Consider the following 20,012-nt stretch of genomic DNA (forward strand, 5'->3'; position numbering starts at 1 on the left):
GTGACCGGTGCGGTCGCCGCCTCGGAGGGCGTGGAGGCGGTCGAGGGTGACCTCGAGGCCGGTCGCGTCGCGCCGCACGGTTCGCCCGAGGCGGTCCTGGAGTTCCTGACCGAGCGCGGTGTGGACGTCATCCAGTGGGCCGACTGGGAGGTCCTGGACGCCCACGAGCGCACCCTCGGGGAGCCGCACGGGCGCGAGCGCATCAAGGTCGTGCCCCGCGAGGACATGATCCGCATCGCCCGCCGCCAGACCGAGGCAGCCACCGAGGCCTGACCCGCACGACGCGCACCACGCCACGGCGCCCCTGCCCACCCGGGCCGGGGCGCCGTCGTCGTCCGTGCGAGGACGGAGCCGCGCTCAGGCCCGGCATGCCGAGCCGTCCGGGTCAGGTGGCGCAGGGAACCCCCCGCGTGCGCCGAGCGTTCTCCCGGTGGATGCTCGCACCACGGCATCCTGTGCTCGACGGAAGGGGCTGAGCGTGGGTCATCAGCATTTCAACGGTCTGAAGACCGCAGGGCTCTTCGGGATCATGTGGGTCGTGATCCTGGGCCTGTGGGCCGTGTTCGGACGGTCGGCCAGCACGTTGTGGATCTTCGTCGCGATCGGTCTCGTGACCACGGCGTACGGGTACTGGAACTCCGACAAGATCGCGATCCGGGCCATGCACGCGCGGCCGGTGAGCGAGCTCGAGCAGCCCGCGATGTACCGGATCGTGCGGGAGCTCTCGACCGCCGCGCGTCAGCCGATGCCCAAGCTGTACGTCTCGCCCACGCAGGCCCCCAACGCGTTCGCGACGGGTCGCAACCCCAAGAACGCCGCGGTCTGCTGCACCGAGGGCATCCTGACGCTGCTCGACGAGCGCGAGCTGCGCGGCGTGCTGGGGCACGAGCTCATGCACGTGTACAACCGTGACATCCTCACGTCGTCCGTCGCGAGCGCGATGGCCGGCGTCATCACGTCGCTGGCCCAGTTCCTGCTGATCTTCGGTGGCAACCGCGAGCGTGGGGGCAACCCGCTCGCGGCGATCGCCATGTCGCTCCTCGCGCCCGTGGCCGCGATGGTGATCCAGCTCGCGATCTCCCGCACACGCGAGTACGACGCCGACGAGGACGGCGCCAAGCTCACGGGCGACCCGCTCGCGCTCGCCTCGGCGCTCCGCAAGCTCGAGCAGGGGACGGCACGCGCGCCGCTGCCGCAGAACCGCGACCTCGTCGACGTCTCGCACCTCATGATCGCCAACCCGTTCCGCGGCGCGGGCGTCGCGAAGTTGTTCGCGACGCACCCGCCCATGGCCGACCGCATCCAGCGCCTCGAGCGCATGGCTGGCCAGCAGGGTGGCATCACGCGCTACTGAGCCCGCGTCGCCGAGGCACCCGTCGCTGAAGGTCCCTGCCGCCGAGGGAGAGCCGAGCTCCCTCTATCTCGCGGCCCCCGCCGACGTGATGCCGCGCTCGGCCAGCCAGTCGCGCACCGCGGCCCACGCGCCCGAGCGGGGGTTCTGGGGCGACAGGTGGTCCTCGCCAGGGATCACCGCGAGCGTCACGTCGTCCCCGGCCGCTCGCGCCGCCTCGGCATAGCCGGTCGCGACCGAGGGCAGGACCACGGCGTCCAGGTCGCCGGTCGTCACGAGCGTCGGGACGCCGAGCGGGAGTCGCGCGGTGGGGTCCGCCAGGTCGTACCGGTCGTCGGTGACCTCGCTCGTCGAGCCGCCCATGAGCGCCTCGACCGGCCCCCGCGACCCGTGCACCGACCCCGCGGCCGTCAGGTCGTTCACGCCCGCCTGGGTGACCACGAGGTCGGGCCGGACGCGCGGGGAGGCTCCGGGGGCGCCGTCGGGCAGGGTGTGCCGGGCCGCGAGCCACAGGGCCATGGTCCCGCCCGCGGAGTGCCCGACGACGGCCACGCGCCCGGGCGCCAGGCCCACGGTCCCGAGGGCTTCGGGGAGCAGGTCGAGGCCTGCCGCGACGTCCTCGAACGTGCCGGGCCAACCGCCGTCGTCGGCAGGGTCGGCCGCGCCCACGCCGCGGTAGTCGAGGTTCCACACCACGATGCCGTCGTCGGTGAGGTCGCGGGCCACGGCGGCCTCGGACGAGCGGTCGTACTCGGCGCCCCAGCCGCCGCCGTGGACCAGGACCACGACGTCGACGGTCTCTCCCGCCTCCTCGACCTCCGTGGTCTCGGACGGCGTACGCAGTTCCTCGGTGCCTGCGGCGAGCGCTGCGGGCAGGATCAGGTCGGCCGTCTGGGCCGGGCGCGGGCCGTAGGAGAACGTGGTGAGCATCGCGTCGTCTGGCGCGGTGGCCGGCGAGGAGGTCGATGCGGGCACCTGTTGATCCGCAGGGGAGGGGCTCGTGCACCCGGTGGTCGCGAGAGCGAGCGCGAGCGCGAGGGCCACCGTCCGGCCGCGTCGGCCGGTCGCGGCCGAGGGCGCCTGGCGGGGCCCGGTGCCCTGTCGGGCGCGCATCAGCTGCCCTGTCTCTCGGTTGCCGTCGGCGTGCCCGATGGGGCTGCCCCGTCGAGCAACCGCTCCAGGGCCACCGCGACACCGTCCTCGTCGTTCGACGCCGTCACGTGGGTCGCGGCCTCGAGCACCTCCGGGTGCGCGTTCGATACGGCGTACGAGGTTCCCGCCCAGGTGAGCATCGGCAGGTCGTTGGGCATGTCGCCGAACGCCCAGACCTCGTGGGCCCCGATGCCGTGGGACGAGGACCAGGCGGCCAGCGCACCGGCCTTGGTCACGTCGGGAGGGAGGAGCTCGGCGAGCCCCGCGGCCCCGGAGAACGCGAGCAGGGCACGGTCGCCCACGACGTCGAGCACCTGCTCGAAGAACTCGTCCTGGCCCAGGGCGTCCGTGCGCGCGAGCAGCTTGGCGACGGGGGAGTCGAGCGCGCGCTCGACCGGCCCGCGCCAGGAGTCCGGCATGTCCTCCTCGTGCCGGAACGTCGAGTCGAACACCGGGCCGTCGACCTGCTCGACGGCGAGCGCGACACCGGGCACCGCGGCGCGCAGGTCGCGGACCACGTCACGCAGGGCGGGCAGTGCGAAACCACGGGACTCGACGACCTGGCGCGTGCCGACGTCGTACACGCACGCGCCGCCCAGGCAGATGATGACCCCGTGCCCTCCCACCAGGCGCCCGACCTCGGTCAGCCAGCGGGGCGGGCGGGCCGTGACGAACACGACCTGGGTGCCGGCCTCGTCCAGAGCGGCCAGGACACGGCGGGTGCGGTCGGAGACCGTGCCGTCCGAGCGCAGCAGCGTCCCGTCGAGGTCGGTCGCGATCACACGAGGGCGGCGCAGGGGGCTGGTCATGCCGGGGACCCAGCGGCGCGCGCCGGGACGGTGTCGAGGGCCCCGTGGCTCTGCACGGGCGCCACCGCCGGGAGTCGGTGAGTGTCCACGCCGCGAGTCTAGGTCGGCGCGGTAGCGACACGCCCGCACGTCGCGGGCGTGACACGGCGGGGCCCGGCACGCGGACGGGCGCGCCGTCGTCGGGCAGGAGCCCGAGCAGCGACGCGCCCGTCAGGAGCCGGTCAGCGGTAGTTCGTGAACTGCACCGCGAAGTCCAGGTCCGCGCCCTTGAGCAGCGCCTGGACGGTCTGGAGGTCGTCGCGCGACTTGCTCGTCGCGCGGACCTCGTCGCCCGTGATCTGCGTCTTGACGCCCTTGGGCCCCTCCTCGCGGATGATCTTGGTGACCTTCTTCGCGTTCTCGCCCGCGAGGCCCTCCTTCAGCACACCCTCGAGGCGGTACTCCTTGCCCGACAGCTTGGGCTCGTTCTCGCCCGTGTCGAACGCCTTGAGCGAGATGCCGCGCTTGATGAGCTTGGTCTGGAACACGTCGAGGATCGCGAGGACGCGCTCCTCGGAGTTCGCGACCATGACGATCTTTTCGCCGCTCCAGGCGATCGACGCGCCGATGTTCTTGAAGTCGTAGCGGGTCTGGATCTCCTTGATCGCCTGGTTGAGGGCGTTGTCGACCTCCTGGCGGTCGACCTTGCTGACGATGTCCATCGATGAATCGGCCACGGTGCTCTCCTGACACGGTAGGTGGATTGGTCTGGGGTCAACGGTAGTGGGCGGGGGCCGGGGGCGTCGCCTCGGGCACCCGCCTGCGAGCCGACCGCGGTCCGATCGGTCAGCGAGCCGCGAGCCGGGACACGCGCATCGCGCGCAGGGCGTCGACGCTGAGCACGATCAGCGCGAGCCACACGAGCGAGAAGCCGGCCCACCGTGCGGGCGGCATGGACTCGTGGAACACGAGCAGCCCGACGAGGAACTGGAGCACGGGCGCGAGGTACTGGAGCATGCCGACGAGGCTCAGCGGCAGGCGTCGGGCGGCCGCGCCGAACAGCAGCAGGGGCAGGGCCGTGACGATGCCGCTGGATGCGAGCAGGAGGGCATGACCTGTGCCCTCGGCCGCGAACGTCCCGACGCCCGTGACCCCGAGGAAGACGAGGTAGCCGAGCGCCACGGGGAACAGCAGGGTCGTCTCGACCGCCAGGCCGGGCAGGGCCTCGACGTCGCGCCCGACACGGTTCTTGACGAGTCCGTACAGGCCGAACGAGGCGGCGAGGGTCAGCGCGATCCACGGGAGCCGGCCGACGCCGATCGTGAGGACGACCACGGCGGCCGTGCCGATCCCGAGCGCGACCCACTGCGCGGGGCGCAGCCGCTCCTTGAGCACGAGCACCGCGAGCAGCACCGTGACGAGGGGGTTGATGAAGTACCCGAGGGCCGCGTCGAGCACGTGCCCGGACAGCACGCCGTAGACGTACACGGTCCAGTTCGTGGCCACGAGCACCGCGGCGATCGCCAGCAGCCCCACGGTCCGGCGCACGCGGAACGCGGCCCGGAACGCGGGCAGCTTGCGCATCACGAGCAGCAGGAGGAGGCAGAACAGCAGGCTCCACACCACGCGGTGGGAGATGATCTCGAGCGGCCCGGCAGGCTGGAGCAGCGGGAAGAAGAGGGGCATCGCGCCCCACAGGAAGTACGCGCTCGCCCCGAGGACCACGCCGAGGCGGTCGATCGGGGCCGGCGTGGGGATGCCCGGAGCGCCCGGACGGGAGGCGCCCGGTGGCGCGGAGAGGTCGTTCACGGGGTGCTGGGGTGCCTGGCTCACGGTCCACTGTAAGCGTGTGCAGGCGGATCGTGAGGGGTCGATTTTCCTCCGGGGTCGGATTCGCTGTACTGTTGCCACGCTCCCGCAGTTCGGAAGCGTCTTTCGGTTGTGCCTCGGCACGGTCGGGGCGAGGCCGACGGGAGTGCACAACTCAACATGGCAGGTTGCCCGAGCGGCCAAAGGGATCTGACTGTAAATCAGACGGCATAGCCTTCGTGGGTTCGAATCCCTCACCTGCCACGCACATGAACGAGGCGTCACCCGTCGGGTGGCGCCTCGTTCGCGTTGAGGTCGACGTGCGGGGTCGAGCCCTGGGGGCTCGGGCAGGGTCTCCCGGGGCGCGGTCTGCGGCCCGACGGCGGAGGTCACCAGGGTCGTCCGGCCGGCGGCGCGCCTCCGGGACGCGTCGAGGGTGCGGGCAGCTCGTGCGGGCGGGGGTGAAGTCGTGACATGTCGGACCGGTTCCGCTCGCCCGACGCGCGTCCGCAGAGCGAGGAGGGCGACTCTCGGTCGGGCCGCAGAATCGGCCTGATCACTGGGGTCCGGGGCAGCCGCCGGGGTCGATTTCGCACCACGCCAGAACCCGTGTAATCTTCTTACCGCTGCCCCGATAGCTCAGTCGGCAGAGCGTCTCCATGGTAAGGAGAAGGTCAAGGGTTCGATTCCCTTTCGGGGCTCTGTGAAGTGACGCGGGGTCGTCTCGCTGGAATACTGGCGACACGACCCCGCGTTCATCACGCGGCGGGGTAGCTCAGCTGGTCAGAGCGCACGGCTCATAATCGTGAGGTCGCGGGTTCGAGCCCCGCCCCCGCTACCACTTCCTGACAACACACCGTACGGCGGCCGGCGCCGTGCGGCCTAGCAAGCACGTAGCGCCCTCCGGAGGCGCGAGAGGTGGCACTACCGTGGCAAGCAAGAGCTCAGACGTTCGCCCGAAGATCACGCTCGCATGCGTGGACTGCAAGGAGCGGAACTACATCACCAAGAAGAACCGCCGCAACGACCCCGACCGTCTCGAGCTGGCGAAGTTCTGCCCGCGCTGCGGCAAGCACACCGCTCACCGCGAGACCCGCTGATCCAGCGGCTCCGCTGAGCAGCTCCGCACGCATGGCGATCAACGCTGACTACGCCGGTCGCGAGTACCCGGCCACCGCCCCGTACTCGGTCGGCCGCGAGAAGATCCGCGAGTTCGCCGCTGCTGTCGGTTCGACCCACCCCGCGCACCACGATGTGGCCACTGCGCGGGGTTTGGGCTATCCGGACCTGATCGCGCCGCCCACGTTCGCGGTCATCGTCGCGCAGCGCGCCGAGGCCCCGTTCATCCAGAATCCTGAGGCAGGCGTCGACTTCACACGCGTCGTGCACGCCGACGAGCGGTTCGTGCACCACCGTCCGATCGTCGCCGGCGACGAGCTCGTGACGGTGCTGCACGTCGACTCGATCACGCAGCGGGCCGGCATCTCGATGGTCACGACTCGCGCCGAGATCGGCGCCCTGGCGGCAGACGGGTCCGGAACCGTCGAGCCCGTCGCGACCGTCACGTCGAGCCTCGTCGTCCGCGGGGAGGACGCATGACCGAGCACATCGCCTCTCCGGTGAGCACCGCTCGACCGGACCTCGCCGCCCTCGCGGTGGGCGACGTCGTCGGGAGCCGCGAGGTCCTCGTCGACCGGGCGCGCCTCGTCCGCTACGCCGGTGCGAGCGGCGACTTCAACCCGATCCACTGGAACGACGCCTTCGCGCAGAGCGTGGACCTGCCCGGCGTGATCGCGCACGGCATGTTCACCATGGGGGCCGCCGTCGCGCTGGTCGAGGACTGGGCCGGGGACCCGGGCGCGGTCGTCGACTACCAGACCCGCTTCACTCGTCCCGTGCCCGTGCCGAACCCGGGCGAGGCCGTCATCTCGGTGTCGGGAGCGATCGGTGCGATCGATCTCGAGGCCCGCACGGTCCGTGTCGACCTCACGGTCACGTTCGAGGGCGCCAAGGTCCTCATGAAGGCGCAGGCGGTCGTCCGCCTCTAGCCGCCGGACACAGCTCGCAGAAGGGCGCCTCTCCCGCACGGGAGAGGCGCCCTTCGTGCGTCACGGTTCGGGGAGCGGGGCGGTTCAGGCGCTCGGCGCGGGTCCTGTCGTGGTCCCGAGCACGAGCCCGACGTCGAGCATGACGGTCTCCGGCTCCTTGCCGGCGAGGAGCGCCACGACCGCGTTGCCCAGCTCGGCGCCCTTCTCGGCGAGGGGCTGGTGGACGCTCGTGAGGGTGTCGGGGCTGAGCCAGGGGAGGTCGAGGCCGTCGAACCCGGCGATGGACAGGTCTTCTGGCACGCGCAGCCCGAGCTCCTTGGCACCGAGGAGCGCGCCCGCGGCGAGCAGGTCGGAGTGGGCGATGATCGCGGTGGGCCGTTCGTCGTCGGGGACCCAGGTCCCGAGGATCTCGACGGCCGCGGCGTGCCCGTGCTCGACGAGCGAGGCCTCGGTCTCCCACGAGATGAGGGGCTCGACGACGTCGCGCACCCCGGTGAGGCGGTTGAGGGTGGGGGTGCGGTCGGCCTGGGCGAGGCGCTCGGCGTCGATGACCCCGCTGCGACGCGAGTTGTCGAGGGGGAGCGAGATCTCGGCGATGCGCGTGTGGCCGAGGTCGACGAGGTGGCGGACGGCCTCGGCCGTGCCGCGCCGGTCCTCGATGCCGACGAGCGGCGTGCCGGGTACGGGGCGTCCTTCGCCGATCACGACGGGCACGCCGCGGCGTTGCAGGGCGGCGAGGGTCGCGTCGTCGGTCCCGACGCCCCACACGAGGACCGCGACGTCCATCGCGGCGCTCTCGATGAGGGGGTCGACCGCGCGGGACGGGTCGTCGGAGGGGATGCCGGGGATGAGCAGGACGCCGAGGCCGCTGGTCCCGAGGGTGGAGACGAGGCCGTCGAGGACCTGGACGGCGACCGGGTCGCGGAACGCGCGCTTGAGCTGGTCGCCGATCACGACGCCCACGATCCCGGACTTCCCGGAGCGCAGCTGGCGCCCGAGGGGGTTGGGGCCGGTGTAGCCGAGCTCGTCGGCCGCGGCCATGACGCGGTCGCGCGTCTCGGGGGTGATGGGGCCCGCGCCCGAGAACGCGAGGGACGCGGTGGAGACGGAGACCCCGGCGAGCGCGGCGACGCGGGCGAGGGTCGGGCGGCCTGGTGGCCTGGGTGCCTGCTCGGTCTCGGTCATCGTCGCCCCTCTGTCGGTCATCTGCCGGTCATCTGGTGGTTCTCGGGTCCGGCGTGGCGCGCGGAAAGGTGTTTGACGGCGCGGCCAGACTACCCGCAGAATTGACCCCATGTCTCGAATCGTTTCGAAGGCCACCCACGCAGGAATCGAATCGATTCGACCCGTTCTTGATCCTGGCCTCTCCCGCGCCCGCTGGTCCCTCCTGGGGATCTTCCTGCTCAACGGCATCACCATGTCGAGCTGGCTCGCCCGCATCCCGTCGGTCCGCGACGCGCTCGACATGACGCCCAAGGACCTGGGCTTCGTGCTGCTCGCGGGTGCGATCGGCGCCCTGATGACCGTCACGCTGGCCGGTCCGATCGTCAACCGTTTCGGCGGCAAGGCGACCATGCTCGCCTCGACGGCCTTCTTCGCCGCGGCGCTCGTTCTCCTGGGCGTCGGACCGGCCACGGGGTCGGTCGCGCTGCTGGCCGCGGGCATCTTCCTCAACGGTGTGGCCTTCTCACTCGGCAACGTCCCCATGAACGTCGAGAGTGCGAGCGTCGAACGGCGCACCGGGCGCACGATCCTGCCGCAGTTCCACGCGGCCTTCAGCATCGGTGCGGTCGTCGGTTCTCTCGTCGGCGCCGCGTGCGCCGCGGGTGACGTCCCGGTCCTCGTGCAGTTCGTGGGCACCGCGGTCGTCGCGACGGTCTGGCGCCTGGTGAGCATCCCGATGTTCATCCACGCGACGCCGCCGCGCCCTCGCGTCGACGGTCGCCTGGGAGACGCAGGTCCCGACGGTGTCGAGGCCGCCGCCGTCCTGCACCCGCGCTCGCGCCGCGTGCGCCTGGGTGCCGCGCTGAGCGCGTGGCGCGAGCCGCGCACGCTGCTGATCGGCCTGGTCATCATGGCCGCGGCGCTCTCCGAGGGCTCCGCGAACGACTGGCTGTCCCTCGCCGTCGTCGACGGGTTCGACCAGACCGAGGCGGTCGGCGCCGTGGTCTTCGGTGCCTTCGTCGGGGCCATGACGATCATGCGCCTGCTCGGCACGCGCCTCATCGACCGCTACGGGCGGGTCGTCGTGCTGCGCTTCTCGGGCGTGGCCTCGATCGGCGGCCTGCTGCTCTTCGGCTTCGCGCCCAACCTGCCGCTCGCCGGTGTCGGGGTGCTCGCGTGGGGCATGGGGGCGGCCCTCGCGGTCCCCATCGGCATCGCCGCTGCGTCCGACGAACCGCTCCAGGCCGCGAGCCGCGTCTCGGTCGTCTCGGCGTTCTCGTCGATGGCGTCGCTCGCCGCGCCGCCGCTGCTGGGCATCGCGGCGGAGACCATGGGTGCGCGGCACGCGCTCGTGCTCATCGTGGTCGCGATGGTCGTCAGCGTGCTGCTCTCGACCAAGGTCGCGCCGCTCGCCCCGAGCAGCTCGCCGCACCCCCTGCCCGACGACGGCGCTCCCGTCACCGGACCGGGTCGCGTCGTGCACACGGTCGGGGAGGGGGACGAGGTCTCCGGCGTCCAGCGGCCGGAGCCTGACCATGTGGTAAGCAATCACCCGGTACCGTCGACCGTGGGCACACGTCGTCGTCGGTCGCTCCGTCGGCACGCACCCAGCGGCAGCACCCCGACGACGCAACCGGCCCCGACCGGCTCGACCTCTCACCGACGCGAGGAGACCTCCGCATGACCACCCCGCCCTCGCCGCTCACCGGCGGCCAGAGCGCCGTGAGCGCCGCCCGGACCGTGCAGGCGGCCACCTGGTCCGTCTTCGCGGTGTTCTTCCTCAACGGGTTCAACTTCGCGAGCTGGGCCTCGCGCCTGCCCGCGGTCCGGGACGCGCTCGGCCTCAGCGAGGGCAGCATGGGCCTCCTGCTGCTCTTCGCCGCGATCGGGTCGCTCCTCGCGCTGCCGCTCGCGGGCATGGTCGTGCAACGGATCGGCGCGTCGCGCGCCGTCCTGCTCTTCGCCACCGTCAACGTCGCCGGTCTCGTCGTCGCCGTCACCGGGGTGTCCCAGGGCTCGGTCGACGTCGTGCGAGTCGGCCTGTTCCTGTTCGGGATCGGGACCGGCGTCTGGGACGCCGCCATGAACATCGAGGGTGCCGCGGTCGAGCAGCGCCTCGGCAAGGCGATCATGCCCCGCTTCCACGCGGGCTTCTCGTTCGGCACCATGGCGGGAGCCGGCGTCGGCGCCCTGGCCGCCTTGGCTGAGGTGCCCGTCCAGTGGCACCTCGCGGTCGCGCTCGCCCTCAGCCTCCTGGGCGTCGTCTGGTGCGTGCGGTCCTTCCTCCCTGCGGGCGACGTCCACGCCGCCGGTGCGTCGCCGTCGGGCGCCGACGACGCCGCGGGGGAGGACCCTGCGACTGCCGTCCACTCGTCGAACGGGGCGCGCAGCGCCCTCGCGGCCTGGCGCGAGCCGCGGACCCTGCTGATCGGCCTCGTCGTCCTGGCGGCAGCCCTGACCGAGGGCGCGGCCAACGACTGGGTCGGGCTCGCGGTCGTCGACGGCTTCGGCACGTCGGACGCGATGGGCGCCGTGGGGCTCGGGATCTTCCTGACAGCGATGACGGGCATGCGACTGCTCGGCACCGGCCTGCTCGACCGCTTCGGACGCGTGGCCGTGCTGCGCATCTCCGCGGGCCTCGCGTTCGTGGGACTGCTCGTGTTCACGCTCGTACCCAACCTGTGGGTCGCGCTCGTCGGCGTGGTCCTGTGGGGCATGGGCGCGGCGCTCGGCTTCCCCGTGGGGATGAGCGCGGCCTCGGACGACCCCGCGCACGCCGCCGTCCGGGTCAGCGTCGTCTCGACGATCGGGTACTCGGCCTTCTTCGTCGGGCCCCCGCTCATCGGCTTCCTCGCCGAGCACATCGGGGGCTACCGTCCGGCGCTGCTCGTCATCGCAGTGCCGCTCGTGATCGGTCTGCTCGTCGTCGACGCGGCCAAGCCGCTGCCCACGGCCGCGGGCGGCGGAGGCGCACCGGTGCACTGACCTGGCCGGACGTGGCCGGGCCGACCTGCGAACTAGGCTGGACCCATGACCGCCACCTCCCCGCGCCGCGCGTCCGCCGTCGAGTCCGTCACCGAGGCCACTGCTCCCGGACCCCGAGAGGTGCTCGAGCAGCCGACGCTCGCCGAGCTCACGACGCTGCGCGTCGGGGGCCCCGCCGACGCGTACGTCGAGGCCACGACCGAGGCCGAGCTCGTGGACGCTGTCCGGGCCGCCGACGACGCGGGCGAGCCGCTCCTCGTGATCGGTGGCGGGTCCAACCTGCTCGTGAGCGACGAGGGCTTCGGCGGGGTCGTGGTGCGCGACGTGCGCGCCGAGATCCGCATCGACGCCGAGGACACGTGCGGCGGCGGGAGCCTGACCGTGACGGCCGGCCAGGACTGGGACCAGCTCGTGGAGCGGGCCGTGGCCCAGGAGTGGGTCGGGGTCGAGGCGCTGTCCGGCATCCCCGGCACCGTCGGCGCCGCGCCCGTCCAGAACATCGGCGCGTACGGCCAGGAGGTCGCCGGGGTCGTTGCCTCGGTGCGCGTGTGGGACCGTGCGCAGTCGCGGATCCGGACCCTGGCGCTGGTCGACCTCGACTTCGGATACCGCACGTCGGTCCTCAAGCGGAGCATGCACGCCTCGCCCGACGGTGGCGACATCTGGTACCCGTCCCCGCGCTACGTCGTGCTCGAGGTCAACCTCCAGATGCGCCTCGGGACGCTGTCCGCACCGATCGGCTACCCCGAGCTCGCGCGACGGCTCGGCGTGCAGGTCGGCGAGCGCGCGCCCAGCGCGGACGTCCGCGCGGCGGTCCTGGAGCTGCGGGGTGGCAAGGGCATGCTGCTCGACGACCCCGCGGCCCCCGACCACGACCGGTGGAGCGCCGGCTCGTTCTTCACCAACCCGGTCGTCGCCGCTGACCAGGCGGACCTCCTGCCGGCCGACGCCCCGCGCTTCCCCGTCCGTTCGGCCCTCCCGGCCCGCACGACGGGGCCGAGCCTCGGCGAGATCGACCCGACGCTCGTCAAGACGTCCGCGGCGTGGCTCATCGAGCACGCCGGGTTCACCAAGGGGTTCGGGGTGCACGGCCCGGCGAGCGCCGCGACGCTCTCGACCAAGCACACGCTCGCGCTCACCAACCGTGGCGGTGCGAGCGCGGCGGAGGTCGTCGAGCTTGCGCGGGCCGTGCGCGACGGCGTGCTCGACGCGTTCGGGATCGAGCTCGTCCCGGAGCCCGTGCTCGTGGGCGTCGCGCTCTGAGGTCGCTCCGCGCTCACCGGGAGGCGACGGGCTCCCGGTGAGGGAGGGGCCTGGAGGCCTCCGGCTCGACGCCGGTCCTCGATCTCGTGGACCGGCAGGACCTCAGTAGACCAGCACGGTCGTGCCCGGAGGGGCGCCCCAGGAGTCCCAGATCCAGTTCATGGCGGCGTTGGTGACCCGCACGCACCCGTGGGACGCGGGGCTCGGAGGCACCGAGCCCGAGCCGTGCACCGCGATCCCGCCGGTGAAGAACTTGGGTCGCCACATGCTGCCGAGCTCGAGCGACGACTCGTAGTTGGCGTCGACCTGCCGCCCCACCTGGAAGGTGCCGCGCGGGGTCTTGGCGACGTACGTCCGGCCCTTGGCCTCGTACCGTTCGCCGTTGCCCGAGGACGCGTTGAAGACCTTGACGACCTGCCCGTCGTCGACCGCGAGGACGAGCTGGCGGGCGATGTCGATCTCGATCACGTGACCTGAACCGCTCTGCGCTGCGGGGCGCACCCCCTGGTCGAGCGCGGCCTGCGTGGCGGGACCCACGCGGCCGTCGCGGCTGATGCCCGCAGCCTTCTGCAGCGCCCACACGGCCTGCTGGGTGCCCGAACCGAACACGCCGTCGGGGGCGGCGCCCCAGTAGCCCAGGTCGACGAGCCGCTGCTGGAGCGCCGTGACCCGCTCGCCCGTGCTGCCACGGACGAGCTCGACGGTCGCGGGGTCGGGCTCGACCGGCGGGGGTTCGACGGGCGGGGGTTCGACAGGAGGAGGCTCGACGGGCGGGGGAGGGGTCGGGACGACGGTGGGCGTCGGGAGGGGCGTCGGCGTCGGGGAAGCTGACTCGCTCGGCGTCGCGGAGGGGCGTGGCGTCGTGTGCGGGGACGACGACGCCGGTCCCGCCCCGCCGTCGACCCGGGGTCCGAGCGCGTCGCACCCGCCTACGAGCAGCATCGTGAGCACCGCGGCCGTCACCGCTGCCCATCTCGTGCCGGTCGGTCGATCCGTCATGCGTGCTCCCCCTCGACGTGGGGTCCTCGGCAGACCCCGAGTGACCACGGTCCCACGTGGCGCCGAGACGTGGCACATCGGGTGGGCAGGGGTTGCGCAATCGTTGTGAAGAGTGGCGTCGGGGGCCGCGCGGACGCAGGCCCGGGCGCTCCGGGCCTGCCGCGGGCCCCACCGTGCCGGGTCCCTTCGTCCCTCAGTCGCCGTGGCGACGCAGGAGCTCGCCGCGCACGAGGTCGAGGATCGCGTCGTCGTCCAGGCCTGCCTCGTGCGCGGTCGCGACGAACGTGTGGGCGGCCTGCCGGGCGACGACGTCGGCGGGAGCCACGCCGTCGGACACGACCGTTCCCGCACGCCGGTTCGTGGCGGTGATCCCCGCCGCCTCGAGCTCGCGGTACGCGCGAGCGACGGTCCCGGCCGCGACGCCGAGGTCGGCTGCGAGCGCGCGGATGGTCGGGAGCCGGTCGCCGACCAGGAGCCGCTCCGAAGCGACGTGCGCGACGACCTGCGCACGGATCTGCTCGTAGGGCGGGACCCCCGAGGCGGGGTCGATCTCGACGTGCAGGGAGCCGTGTCCGGATTGTGTCACCATGTTGGCACAATGTCAGCGTGGTGCTCCGGTGTCAACGCGTGTGTGAGAGCTCTCTCATGCCGTCCTCATGTGCCCATCACCCCTGGGCGGTCTCCTTGCTTCCATGGACACCGCTGCGCAGCTCCTCACCGGTCCCCGGGCGGGTGACCTCCTGGAGGCTGCGCTCGCCGTCGACCACGTGAGCCTGGGGTCGTGGCGCGTGCACCAGGTGCACGCACGCCCCGGGGCCGAGGTGAGCGTGGGGTACGAGGTCACGGTGCGCGGCGGCCACGGTGGCACGGACGGCCCCCGCACCCCGGCCGGACGGCCCGAATATCTCGTGGCGACGACTGCGGACCTCCCGCCCGACGTCGTCGAGCGGCGTGGGATCCTGCGCCTCGTCGACGGCGAGCAGACCGTCCACGTGTGGCGTCATCCCGTGGACCCGCTGCTGCCCGGCCTGGCGACCGCCTGCGACGCCGCGGCGCTCACCGACCGGTGGCGCTCGCTCGACCCGCACGCCCCGCTCGTCCTGGGACTCGATCTCGTGACCTACCGGCCGTTGCGTCGCGCGGTGCTGCGCGCACGGACCACCGACGGCGACGTCTACCTCAAGATCGTCCGCCCGGACCGGGTGACGGACCTCCGCATCCGGCACGACCTCTTCCTGGTCGCCGAGGCCGCGCCCATGGGCTACGCGCTCTCGGCCCCGCCCGCCGCTCCCCGCGTCCTCGCCTCGCTCGGCGAGGGAATCCTCGTCCTCGCGGCGCGGCCGGAGGAGACGCTCGCGTCGGCGATCGCGTCCACGGCCAGGCACGAGCAGCCGCTGACGATCGACCCGCACGAGCTCCTGCGTGCACTCGTCGCCCTCCCGCAGGACGCCGTCCTGCTCGAGCGTCGCGCCGCATGGGCCGAGCGGTCCGAGCACTACGCGCGCGCCGCCGTCGGGCGTCTTCCTGGCCATGCGGGACGCATCGAGGCCCTCGAACGCGCGGTGCGCCGGATCGTGGCCGACCGCGACCCCGGTCCCGTGGTCGCGACGCACGGCGACTTCTACGAGGCGAACGTGCTGCTCGTGGGCGGTGCCGGCTGTCGTCGCGTCGCCGCGGTCCTCGACGTCGACACGCTGGGCCCCGGTCACCGCATCGACGACCTGGCCTGCATGACGGGCCACCTCGCGGTCCTGGAGACGCTCGCGCCCCAGGTCTACCCGGGCGTCCAGGGCCTGGTCGACCGCTGCCTCGCAGTGTTCGGCGACGCCACCGACCCGATCGGGCTCCGCGCGCGCAGCGCGGGGGTCGTCCTGTCCCTCCTGCCCGGGGCGCCCCGCGAAGCACTCGCGGAGACCTGGCTCGGTGTGGCCGAGGAGCTTCTCGCGGGAGCGCAGACGCGTCTGAGAGTCCTCTCACCTGCGGCTCCTGCTCCGCTCACGTCGGCCTGTGAGTCTCGTGACGACGGGGCGGCAGCCCGGCCGCCCATCGTCTGAGGAGGTAGGGAATCATGGACGCTCGCAGGATCTGGATCGCCACCGGCACGCTCGGGGTGCTCGGCGCCGGGCTCGGCGCCACGATCGCGGCGGCGGAAGCGCGCGCGGACGTCGAGGCCCCCGCGGTCGTCGAGACGAACGACGCCACGACGACGCCGGGAGCCGTCCCGAGCCCGAGCCCGTCGGACCTCGACCCGTCGAGCTCCACGACGACCGTGTCCACGGTCACCGCGGGATCGACGACCTCGGCCCAGACCGCGACCACCGCTCCGAGTCCTGTGAGCTCGCAGAGCCCGGTCTCGGCACAGACGTCCCCGTCGGCGCCCACCCCCTAGGGGGAGGGCGCCCCGGCGGGGCGACTCAGCGGTCGGCGCGTCACCGGCCGTACGTGAGAGGGCGGAGGCACACGGGCCTCCGCCCTCTCGTCGTCCCGCGTCCTGCACGGGGCTTTGTCAGCGCGCTCAGGCAGCAGGGTCCGCCAGCCGGTAGCCCATGCCGCGGACCGTCACGACGCGCTCGGCGCCGAGCTTGTTGCGCAGGTACCGCACGTAGACGTCGACCACGTTGGAGCCCGGGTCGAAGTCGTAGCCCCACACCCGGGACAGCAGCTGCTCGCGGCTCAGGACCTGCCCGGGGTTGCGCAGGAACGTCTCGGCCAGCGCGAACTCGCGGGCCGACAGGTCGACCTCGCGGTCCTCGGTGCGGGCCCGACGGGTGCGCAGGTCCAGGCTGAGCGACCCGTGCGAGAGGACCGTGACCTCTCCGGCGGGCTCGGTCCGCAGCCGCAGCCGGATGCGTGCCAGGAGCTCCTCGAAGCGGAACGGCTTGACCATGTAGTCGTCGGCACCGCCCTCGAGCCCCGCGACGGTGTCCGTCACGGACGACCGTGCCGTGAGGATGATGACCGGGATGGTGCTGCGGGAGGCGCGCAGACGGCGGAGCACGGTGAACCCGTCCTGGTCGGGCAGCCCCAGGTCGAGGATCATGAGGTCGTAGTCCCCGGTCTGGGCGAGGTCGTACCCCTCCCGGCCCGTGGTCACGGCGGCGCTCGCGTATCCGGCGGCCCGCAGCCCCTTGGTCACGAACGACGAGATCCGGGTCTCGTCCTCGACGACGAGGATCTGGCTCACAGCGATGTCCTTTCACCCTGACGTGCCCGAGAGGAGACCGGGATCTCCATGGTGAGGGGGGTCTCGGCCGTGCTGCCGAGGGGAGTCCTCGGGACGATGGAGGCTGCACCCGGGCCGCCGTGGTCGGCAGCGTCGGGGACGGGCGCCGAGGGGCCGGGGTCGTGCGGGAGGTCGAGCGTGAAGGTCGACCCGAAGCCACGGGTCGAGGAGACCTCGACCCGCCCCTCGTGCCCCCCGGCGATCGCGCTGACGATCGCGAGGCCCAGCCCCGCACCGTCCCGGAACGCCGGCTCGCGCTCGGCCTGCGCGAAGCGGACGAAGATGCGTTCGAGCTGGTCGGGCGAGACGCCGATGCCCTCGTCGCGCACCCAGAGGCGGATGCGACCGTCGCGGACCGCCGACCCCAGGGTGATCGTGGAACCCGGTGCGGAGAACTTCACGGCGTTGGACGCGAGCTGCAGCCAGGCCTGGGTGAGACGCTGCTCGTCGACGTGGGCCGTGGCCCCGGTACGCGCGTCGACGGCCCACCGGCGGTCGCCCAGGAGACGCGCCTTGTCGAGGATGTCGTCCGTGAGCCGCCCGAGGTCGGTCTCCTCGAGCCGCACGAACCCAGGGCTGCCCGCCGTGGCGAGGGTCATGAGGTCGTCGACGAGGCGGTGCATCCGGTCGAGCTCGTCGAGCGCGAGGTCGCGCGTGCTCGCGGCGTCCTCCGGGTCGTCGGGGTCCATGAGCTCGAGGTGTCCCCGCACGATCGTGAGCGGGGTGCGCAGCTCGTGCCCGACGTCGTCGAGGAGCTCGTGCTCGGCGTCGAAGGCCGCGGCGAGGCGGTCCAGCATCTCGTTGAACGCCTGCGTGAGGTCCGAGATGTCGTCGTTGCCCGTGACCGGGATGCGCTCGGAGGTGTGGGTGTCGCTGATGCGCCGGGCCGTCTGGCCGAGGAGCCGTACGGGCCGCAGGAGGCGCCCCGCGACGAGCCAGCCCACTGCCGCGATCAGCAGCAGCGTGACGACCGCGATGATCGCGTAGGTGCGGAAGACCTGGTCGAACTCGGCGTGCTCGGCGCTGCGGTCGAACGCCAGGACGAGCGCCGACGGGACGTCGCCGTCGGTCACCGGCACGACGAGGACCCGGTAGCTCGAGACCGGGGTCGTGATCTCCCGGAGCACCACGTCCCGACCGGTCGAGAGAGGTTCGAGCGCGTCCATGAGGACCTCGTCGTCCTCGAGCCGCAGGGGGACGGGCGTCGCGGCGATCCACTGGGCCCGGCCGCCGCGGAAGCCGACCATGCCTTCGTGCGGGGCGGGGACGGTCTGGCGCATCGCGGTGTTCACGAGGTCGTCGGAGGACGTGAAGCGCTCGCCGGTCGAGGGGTGCACGCCCTCGTGCGCGAGGGCCTCGAACTCCTCCAGAGAGCGCATGAGGGACTGGTCCATGCGGTCGTCCACGTGCGCTCGCTGGGCCGTGTACGCGACGCCGCCCGCGATGAGCAGGCCGAGGGCGGCCAGGGCGAGGACAGCACCGAGGATCCGCGCGCGGACCGTCTGGAGCCGGGACGGTGCGCGACGAGGCGCGGGCCCGCTGCCCGGGGAGTGCTGCGCCATCATCCGTTCCCTGTGTCTGGTGTCCACATGCCGTCGTCGTACTCGTCGGACGGCCGGTACATGCCGTCGTCGTACTGCTCGCCCGGGTGGTACATGCCGTCGTCGTAGGTCTGCTCGGGGGTCTTGCCGACCGTGTCCGTGCCGCTGCGAGGAGGGGCGGGTTGCACGGGGACCAGCGGTGAGCTCGGGGTCGCCGACTCGTCGTCGTCGCCGTCGTCCTCCGGCTCGTCGGTGGTCTCGCCGGGTGGCGGGGTGGTGGGGGTCGGAGACGGCGACGTGGTCTCCTGGGGGGTCGGGGCTGGTGTCAGGACGACGAGGCCTCGCAGGTCGCGGTCGGGTGGGCTTGCCGAGACCAGCGCGACCGCGCCGGCGCCGGCCCCGAGTGCGACCAGCACGAGGGCGATCACCCACACCGTCGTCCGTCGCATGGCGCGAGTATCTCGGGTGCGCATGAGAGAGGGATGAGAGCGTGTGTCACCCGCCTCCGGCCGCCCGACGGTCCCTCCCGTCACCGCACCGCCCGCCCCTCCTCAGGGCCGGGAGCGCCCGCGGGGCCGGGAGCGCCCTCGGGCGCCGCGGGCTCCTCGGCGAGCCAGGCGTCGACGCCCGCGAGCAGCCGTGCCCGCGTCGCCGTGCCTGCGCGGCTCGCCCGGATCGAGGACCGGGCCAGGTCCGCGAGCTCCGCGTCGGAGAACCCGTGCTCGGTCCGCGCGGACTCGTACTGCGCCACGAGTCGGGAGCCGAACAGCAGCGGGTCGTCGGCGCCGAGGGCGACCTGGGCCCCCGCGTCGACGAGCGCCCCGAGCGGGACCTGCGCGCCGTCGTCGTACACCCCGAGGGACACGTTCGAGGCGGGGCAGACCTCGAGCGCCACCCCGCGCTCGACGACCTGCTCGAGGACCCGCGGGTCCTCGACCGAGCGCACCCCGTGCCCTATCCGGTCCGGGTCGAGGTCGGCGAGCACCTCGGTCACGTGGTCGGGGCCGAGCAGCTCGCCCCCGTGCGGGACGAGCGCGAGGCCCGCCCGGCGGGCGATCGAGAACGCCGGGGCGAAGGCCGCGGTGTCACCGCGCCGCTCGTCGTTGCTCAGCCCGAAGCCGAGGACCTCGCCCGGGCCGTCGCCCACGTACTGGGCCGCGAGACGCGCGAGGGTCCGCGCGTCGAGCGGGTGCCGCATGCGAGAGGCCGCGACGATCACGCCGACCTCGGTCCCGGTCGCCGCACTGGCCTCTCGCGCCGCGTCGAGCACGATCTCCACGGCGGGGGAGATGCCGCCCACGAAGGGCGCGTAGGACGTGGGGTCAACCTGGATCTCGAGGCGGCCCGACCCCTCAGCGGCGTCGTCCTCGGCCGCCTCGTGCACGATCCGGCGCATGTCGGCCTCAGAGCGCACGCACGCGCGCGCCGCGTCGTACAGCCGCTGGAACCGGAACCAGCCGCGCTCGGTCGCGGGCAGACGGAGCGGGTCGCCGTCGAGCAGGGCCGACGGGAGCCGTACGCCGTACTGCGCGGCGAGGTCGTGCAACGTCGCCGGCCGCATGGAGCCGGTGAAGTGCAGGTGGAGGTGGGCCTTGGGGAGCTTCGCCAGATCACGCACAGAGGCAGTCTCGCACCCTGCCCGCACCGCTCGGCGGTCCTGCTCGCCGCGCCGTCGCCCCGACGGCCCCT

20 protein-coding genes, 3 tRNA genes and 1 pseudogene are annotated in these 20,012 nt (G+C 73.0%); 13 read left to right on the top strand and 11 right to left on the bottom strand.

All coding sequences use genetic code 11. From position 1 onward, the window contains the following. A pseudogene (locus ACZDYF_RS02940) lies at positions 1–273 on the top strand (pyridine nucleotide-disulfide oxidoreductase); the annotation flags it as partial. A 205-nt stretch (positions 274–478) separates the two neighbouring features. Further along, a complete protein-coding gene (gene htpX, locus ACZDYF_RS02945) occupies positions 479–1,354 on the top strand; it encodes a zinc metalloprotease HtpX (protein ID WP_475053196.1) in 876 nt (291 codons plus the stop codon). 63 nt (positions 1,355–1,417) lie between these two features. Here the strand turns inward: htpX and ACZDYF_RS02950 are convergent, their stop codons facing one another. The 4 genes from ACZDYF_RS02950 to rarD all read right to left on the bottom strand — a co-directional run bounded on the left by ACZDYF_RS02950 (position 1,418) and on the right by rarD (position 5,049). After that, positions 1,418–2,326: an alpha/beta hydrolase family protein gene (locus tag ACZDYF_RS02950; protein ID WP_475053199.1), complete on the bottom strand. Its 909-nt coding sequence runs from the start codon at positions 2,324–2,326 to the stop codon at positions 1,418–1,420. A 137-nt stretch (positions 2,327–2,463) separates the two neighbouring features. Further along, positions 2,464–3,312 (bottom strand): HAD family hydrolase, encoded by an 849-nt coding sequence (locus ACZDYF_RS02955; protein WP_475053201.1) that lies wholly within the window; start codon positions 3,310–3,312, stop codon positions 2,464–2,466. A 221-nt stretch (positions 3,313–3,533) separates the two neighbouring features. Beyond that, positions 3,534–4,028 (bottom strand): YajQ family cyclic di-GMP-binding protein, encoded by a 495-nt coding sequence (locus tag ACZDYF_RS02960; protein WP_191791633.1) that lies wholly within the window; start codon positions 4,026–4,028, stop codon positions 3,534–3,536. A 109-nt stretch (positions 4,029–4,137) separates the two neighbouring features. Beyond that, positions 4,138–5,049, bottom strand: coding sequence for an EamA family transporter RarD (gene rarD, locus ACZDYF_RS02965; RefSeq protein ID WP_475054583.1), 912 nt, complete (start codon positions 5,047–5,049; stop codon positions 4,138–4,140). A 233-nt stretch (positions 5,050–5,282) separates the two neighbouring features. Here rarD and ACZDYF_RS02970 point away from each other — a divergent pair. The 6 genes from ACZDYF_RS02970 to ACZDYF_RS02995 all read left to right on the top strand — a co-directional run bounded on the left by ACZDYF_RS02970 (position 5,283) and on the right by ACZDYF_RS02995 (position 7,148). Continuing rightward, positions 5,283–5,364: transfer RNA gene (locus ACZDYF_RS02970), tRNA-Tyr, on the top strand. A gap of 364 nt (positions 5,365–5,728) precedes the next feature. Then, positions 5,729–5,801, top strand: a tRNA-Thr gene (locus ACZDYF_RS02975). A gap of 63 nt (positions 5,802–5,864) precedes the next feature. Then, positions 5,865–5,941, top strand: a tRNA-Met gene (locus tag ACZDYF_RS02980). Positions 5,942–6,029: 88 nt separating this feature from the next. Then, the gene (gene rpmG, locus ACZDYF_RS02985) at positions 6,030–6,200 is read left to right on the top strand and encodes a 50S ribosomal protein L33 (protein ID WP_030151977.1); all 171 of its coding nucleotides are present in this window, start codon (positions 6,030–6,032) and stop codon (positions 6,198–6,200) included. Positions 6,201–6,231: 31 nt separating this feature from the next. Beyond that, positions 6,232–6,699 carry an FAS1-like dehydratase domain-containing protein gene (locus ACZDYF_RS02990; RefSeq protein WP_475053215.1) on the top strand — a complete coding sequence of 156 codons (468 nt, stop codon included), beginning with the start codon at positions 6,232–6,234 and terminating at the stop codon, positions 6,697–6,699. Continuing rightward, on the top strand, positions 6,696–7,148 hold the full coding sequence (locus ACZDYF_RS02995; RefSeq protein ID WP_191791629.1) for a MaoC family dehydratase: 453 nt from the start codon (positions 6,696–6,698) through the stop codon (positions 7,146–7,148). The genes ACZDYF_RS02990 and ACZDYF_RS02995 overlap by 4 nt, the downstream gene beginning before the upstream one ends. A gap of 84 nt (positions 7,149–7,232) precedes the next feature. Here ACZDYF_RS02995 and ACZDYF_RS03000 read toward each other — a convergent pair whose 3' ends face one another. After that, positions 7,233–8,333, bottom strand: a complete 1,101-nt coding sequence (locus ACZDYF_RS03000; protein ID WP_204807925.1) for a LacI family DNA-binding transcriptional regulator — start codon at positions 8,331–8,333, stop codon at positions 7,233–7,235. Between the two features lie 109 nt (positions 8,334–8,442). Here ACZDYF_RS03000 and ACZDYF_RS03005 point away from each other — a divergent pair, with 109 nt between their 5' ends. From ACZDYF_RS03005 to ACZDYF_RS03015, 3 genes are read left to right on the top strand one after another with little or no spacing between them, the layout of a single operon-like run. Next, positions 8,443–9,996: an MFS transporter gene (locus tag ACZDYF_RS03005; protein ID WP_475053226.1), complete on the top strand. Its 1,554-nt coding sequence runs from the start codon at positions 8,443–8,445 to the stop codon at positions 9,994–9,996. Next, on the top strand, positions 9,993–11,297 hold the full coding sequence (locus tag ACZDYF_RS03010; RefSeq protein WP_475053231.1) for an MFS transporter: 1,305 nt from the start codon (positions 9,993–9,995) through the stop codon (positions 11,295–11,297). The genes ACZDYF_RS03005 and ACZDYF_RS03010 overlap by 4 nt, the downstream gene beginning before the upstream one ends. A gap of 45 nt (positions 11,298–11,342) precedes the next feature. Continuing rightward, complete coding sequence (locus tag ACZDYF_RS03015) at positions 11,343–12,560, top strand: UDP-N-acetylmuramate dehydrogenase (protein ID WP_364077958.1); 1,218 nt, start codon at positions 11,343–11,345, stop codon at positions 12,558–12,560. A 102-nt stretch (positions 12,561–12,662) separates the two neighbouring features. Here ACZDYF_RS03015 and ACZDYF_RS03020 read toward each other — a convergent pair whose 3' ends face one another. Beyond that, positions 12,663–13,559, bottom strand: a complete 897-nt coding sequence (locus ACZDYF_RS03020; protein WP_475053240.1) for a L,D-transpeptidase family protein — start codon at positions 13,557–13,559, stop codon at positions 12,663–12,665. Positions 13,560–13,752: 193 nt separating this feature from the next. After that, positions 13,753–14,148, bottom strand: a complete 396-nt coding sequence (locus tag ACZDYF_RS03025) for a GntR family transcriptional regulator (protein WP_191791580.1) — start codon at positions 14,146–14,148, stop codon at positions 13,753–13,755. 103 nt (positions 14,149–14,251) lie between these two features. Between ACZDYF_RS03025 and ACZDYF_RS03030 the strand changes: the two genes are divergently transcribed. Further along, entirely contained in the window at positions 14,252–15,613 is a 1,362-nt protein-coding gene (locus tag ACZDYF_RS03030) for a phosphotransferase family protein (RefSeq protein ID WP_475053246.1), read from the top strand. A gap of 14 nt (positions 15,614–15,627) precedes the next feature. After that, entirely contained in the window at positions 15,628–15,948 is a 321-nt protein-coding gene (locus ACZDYF_RS03035; RefSeq protein ID WP_191791576.1) for a hypothetical protein, read from the top strand. A 126-nt stretch (positions 15,949–16,074) separates the two neighbouring features. Here the strand turns inward: ACZDYF_RS03035 and ACZDYF_RS03040 are convergent, their stop codons facing one another. From ACZDYF_RS03040 to ACZDYF_RS03055, 4 genes are all read right to left on the bottom strand, one after another. Beyond that, positions 16,075–16,743, bottom strand: coding sequence for a response regulator transcription factor (locus ACZDYF_RS03040; RefSeq protein WP_191791574.1), 669 nt, complete (start codon positions 16,741–16,743; stop codon positions 16,075–16,077). Beyond that, positions 16,740–18,344, bottom strand: a complete 1,605-nt coding sequence (locus ACZDYF_RS03045; protein ID WP_475053257.1) for a sensor histidine kinase — start codon at positions 18,342–18,344, stop codon at positions 16,740–16,742. The genes ACZDYF_RS03040 and ACZDYF_RS03045 overlap by 4 nt, the downstream gene beginning before the upstream one ends. After that, positions 18,344–18,772, bottom strand: a complete 429-nt coding sequence (locus ACZDYF_RS03050) for a hypothetical protein (RefSeq protein WP_475053260.1) — start codon at positions 18,770–18,772, stop codon at positions 18,344–18,346. Before ACZDYF_RS03050 ends, ACZDYF_RS03045 begins: the two co-directional genes overlap by 1 nt. Before the next feature lie 80 nt (positions 18,773–18,852). Continuing rightward, positions 18,853–19,941 carry an adenosine deaminase gene (locus tag ACZDYF_RS03055; protein ID WP_475053262.1) on the bottom strand — a complete coding sequence of 363 codons (1,089 nt, stop codon included), beginning with the start codon at positions 19,939–19,941 and terminating at the stop codon, positions 18,853–18,855. Positions 19,942–20,012 lie beyond the last annotated feature (71 nt).

This window comes from Oerskovia sp. PE-21s (genome assembly GCF_056158145.1).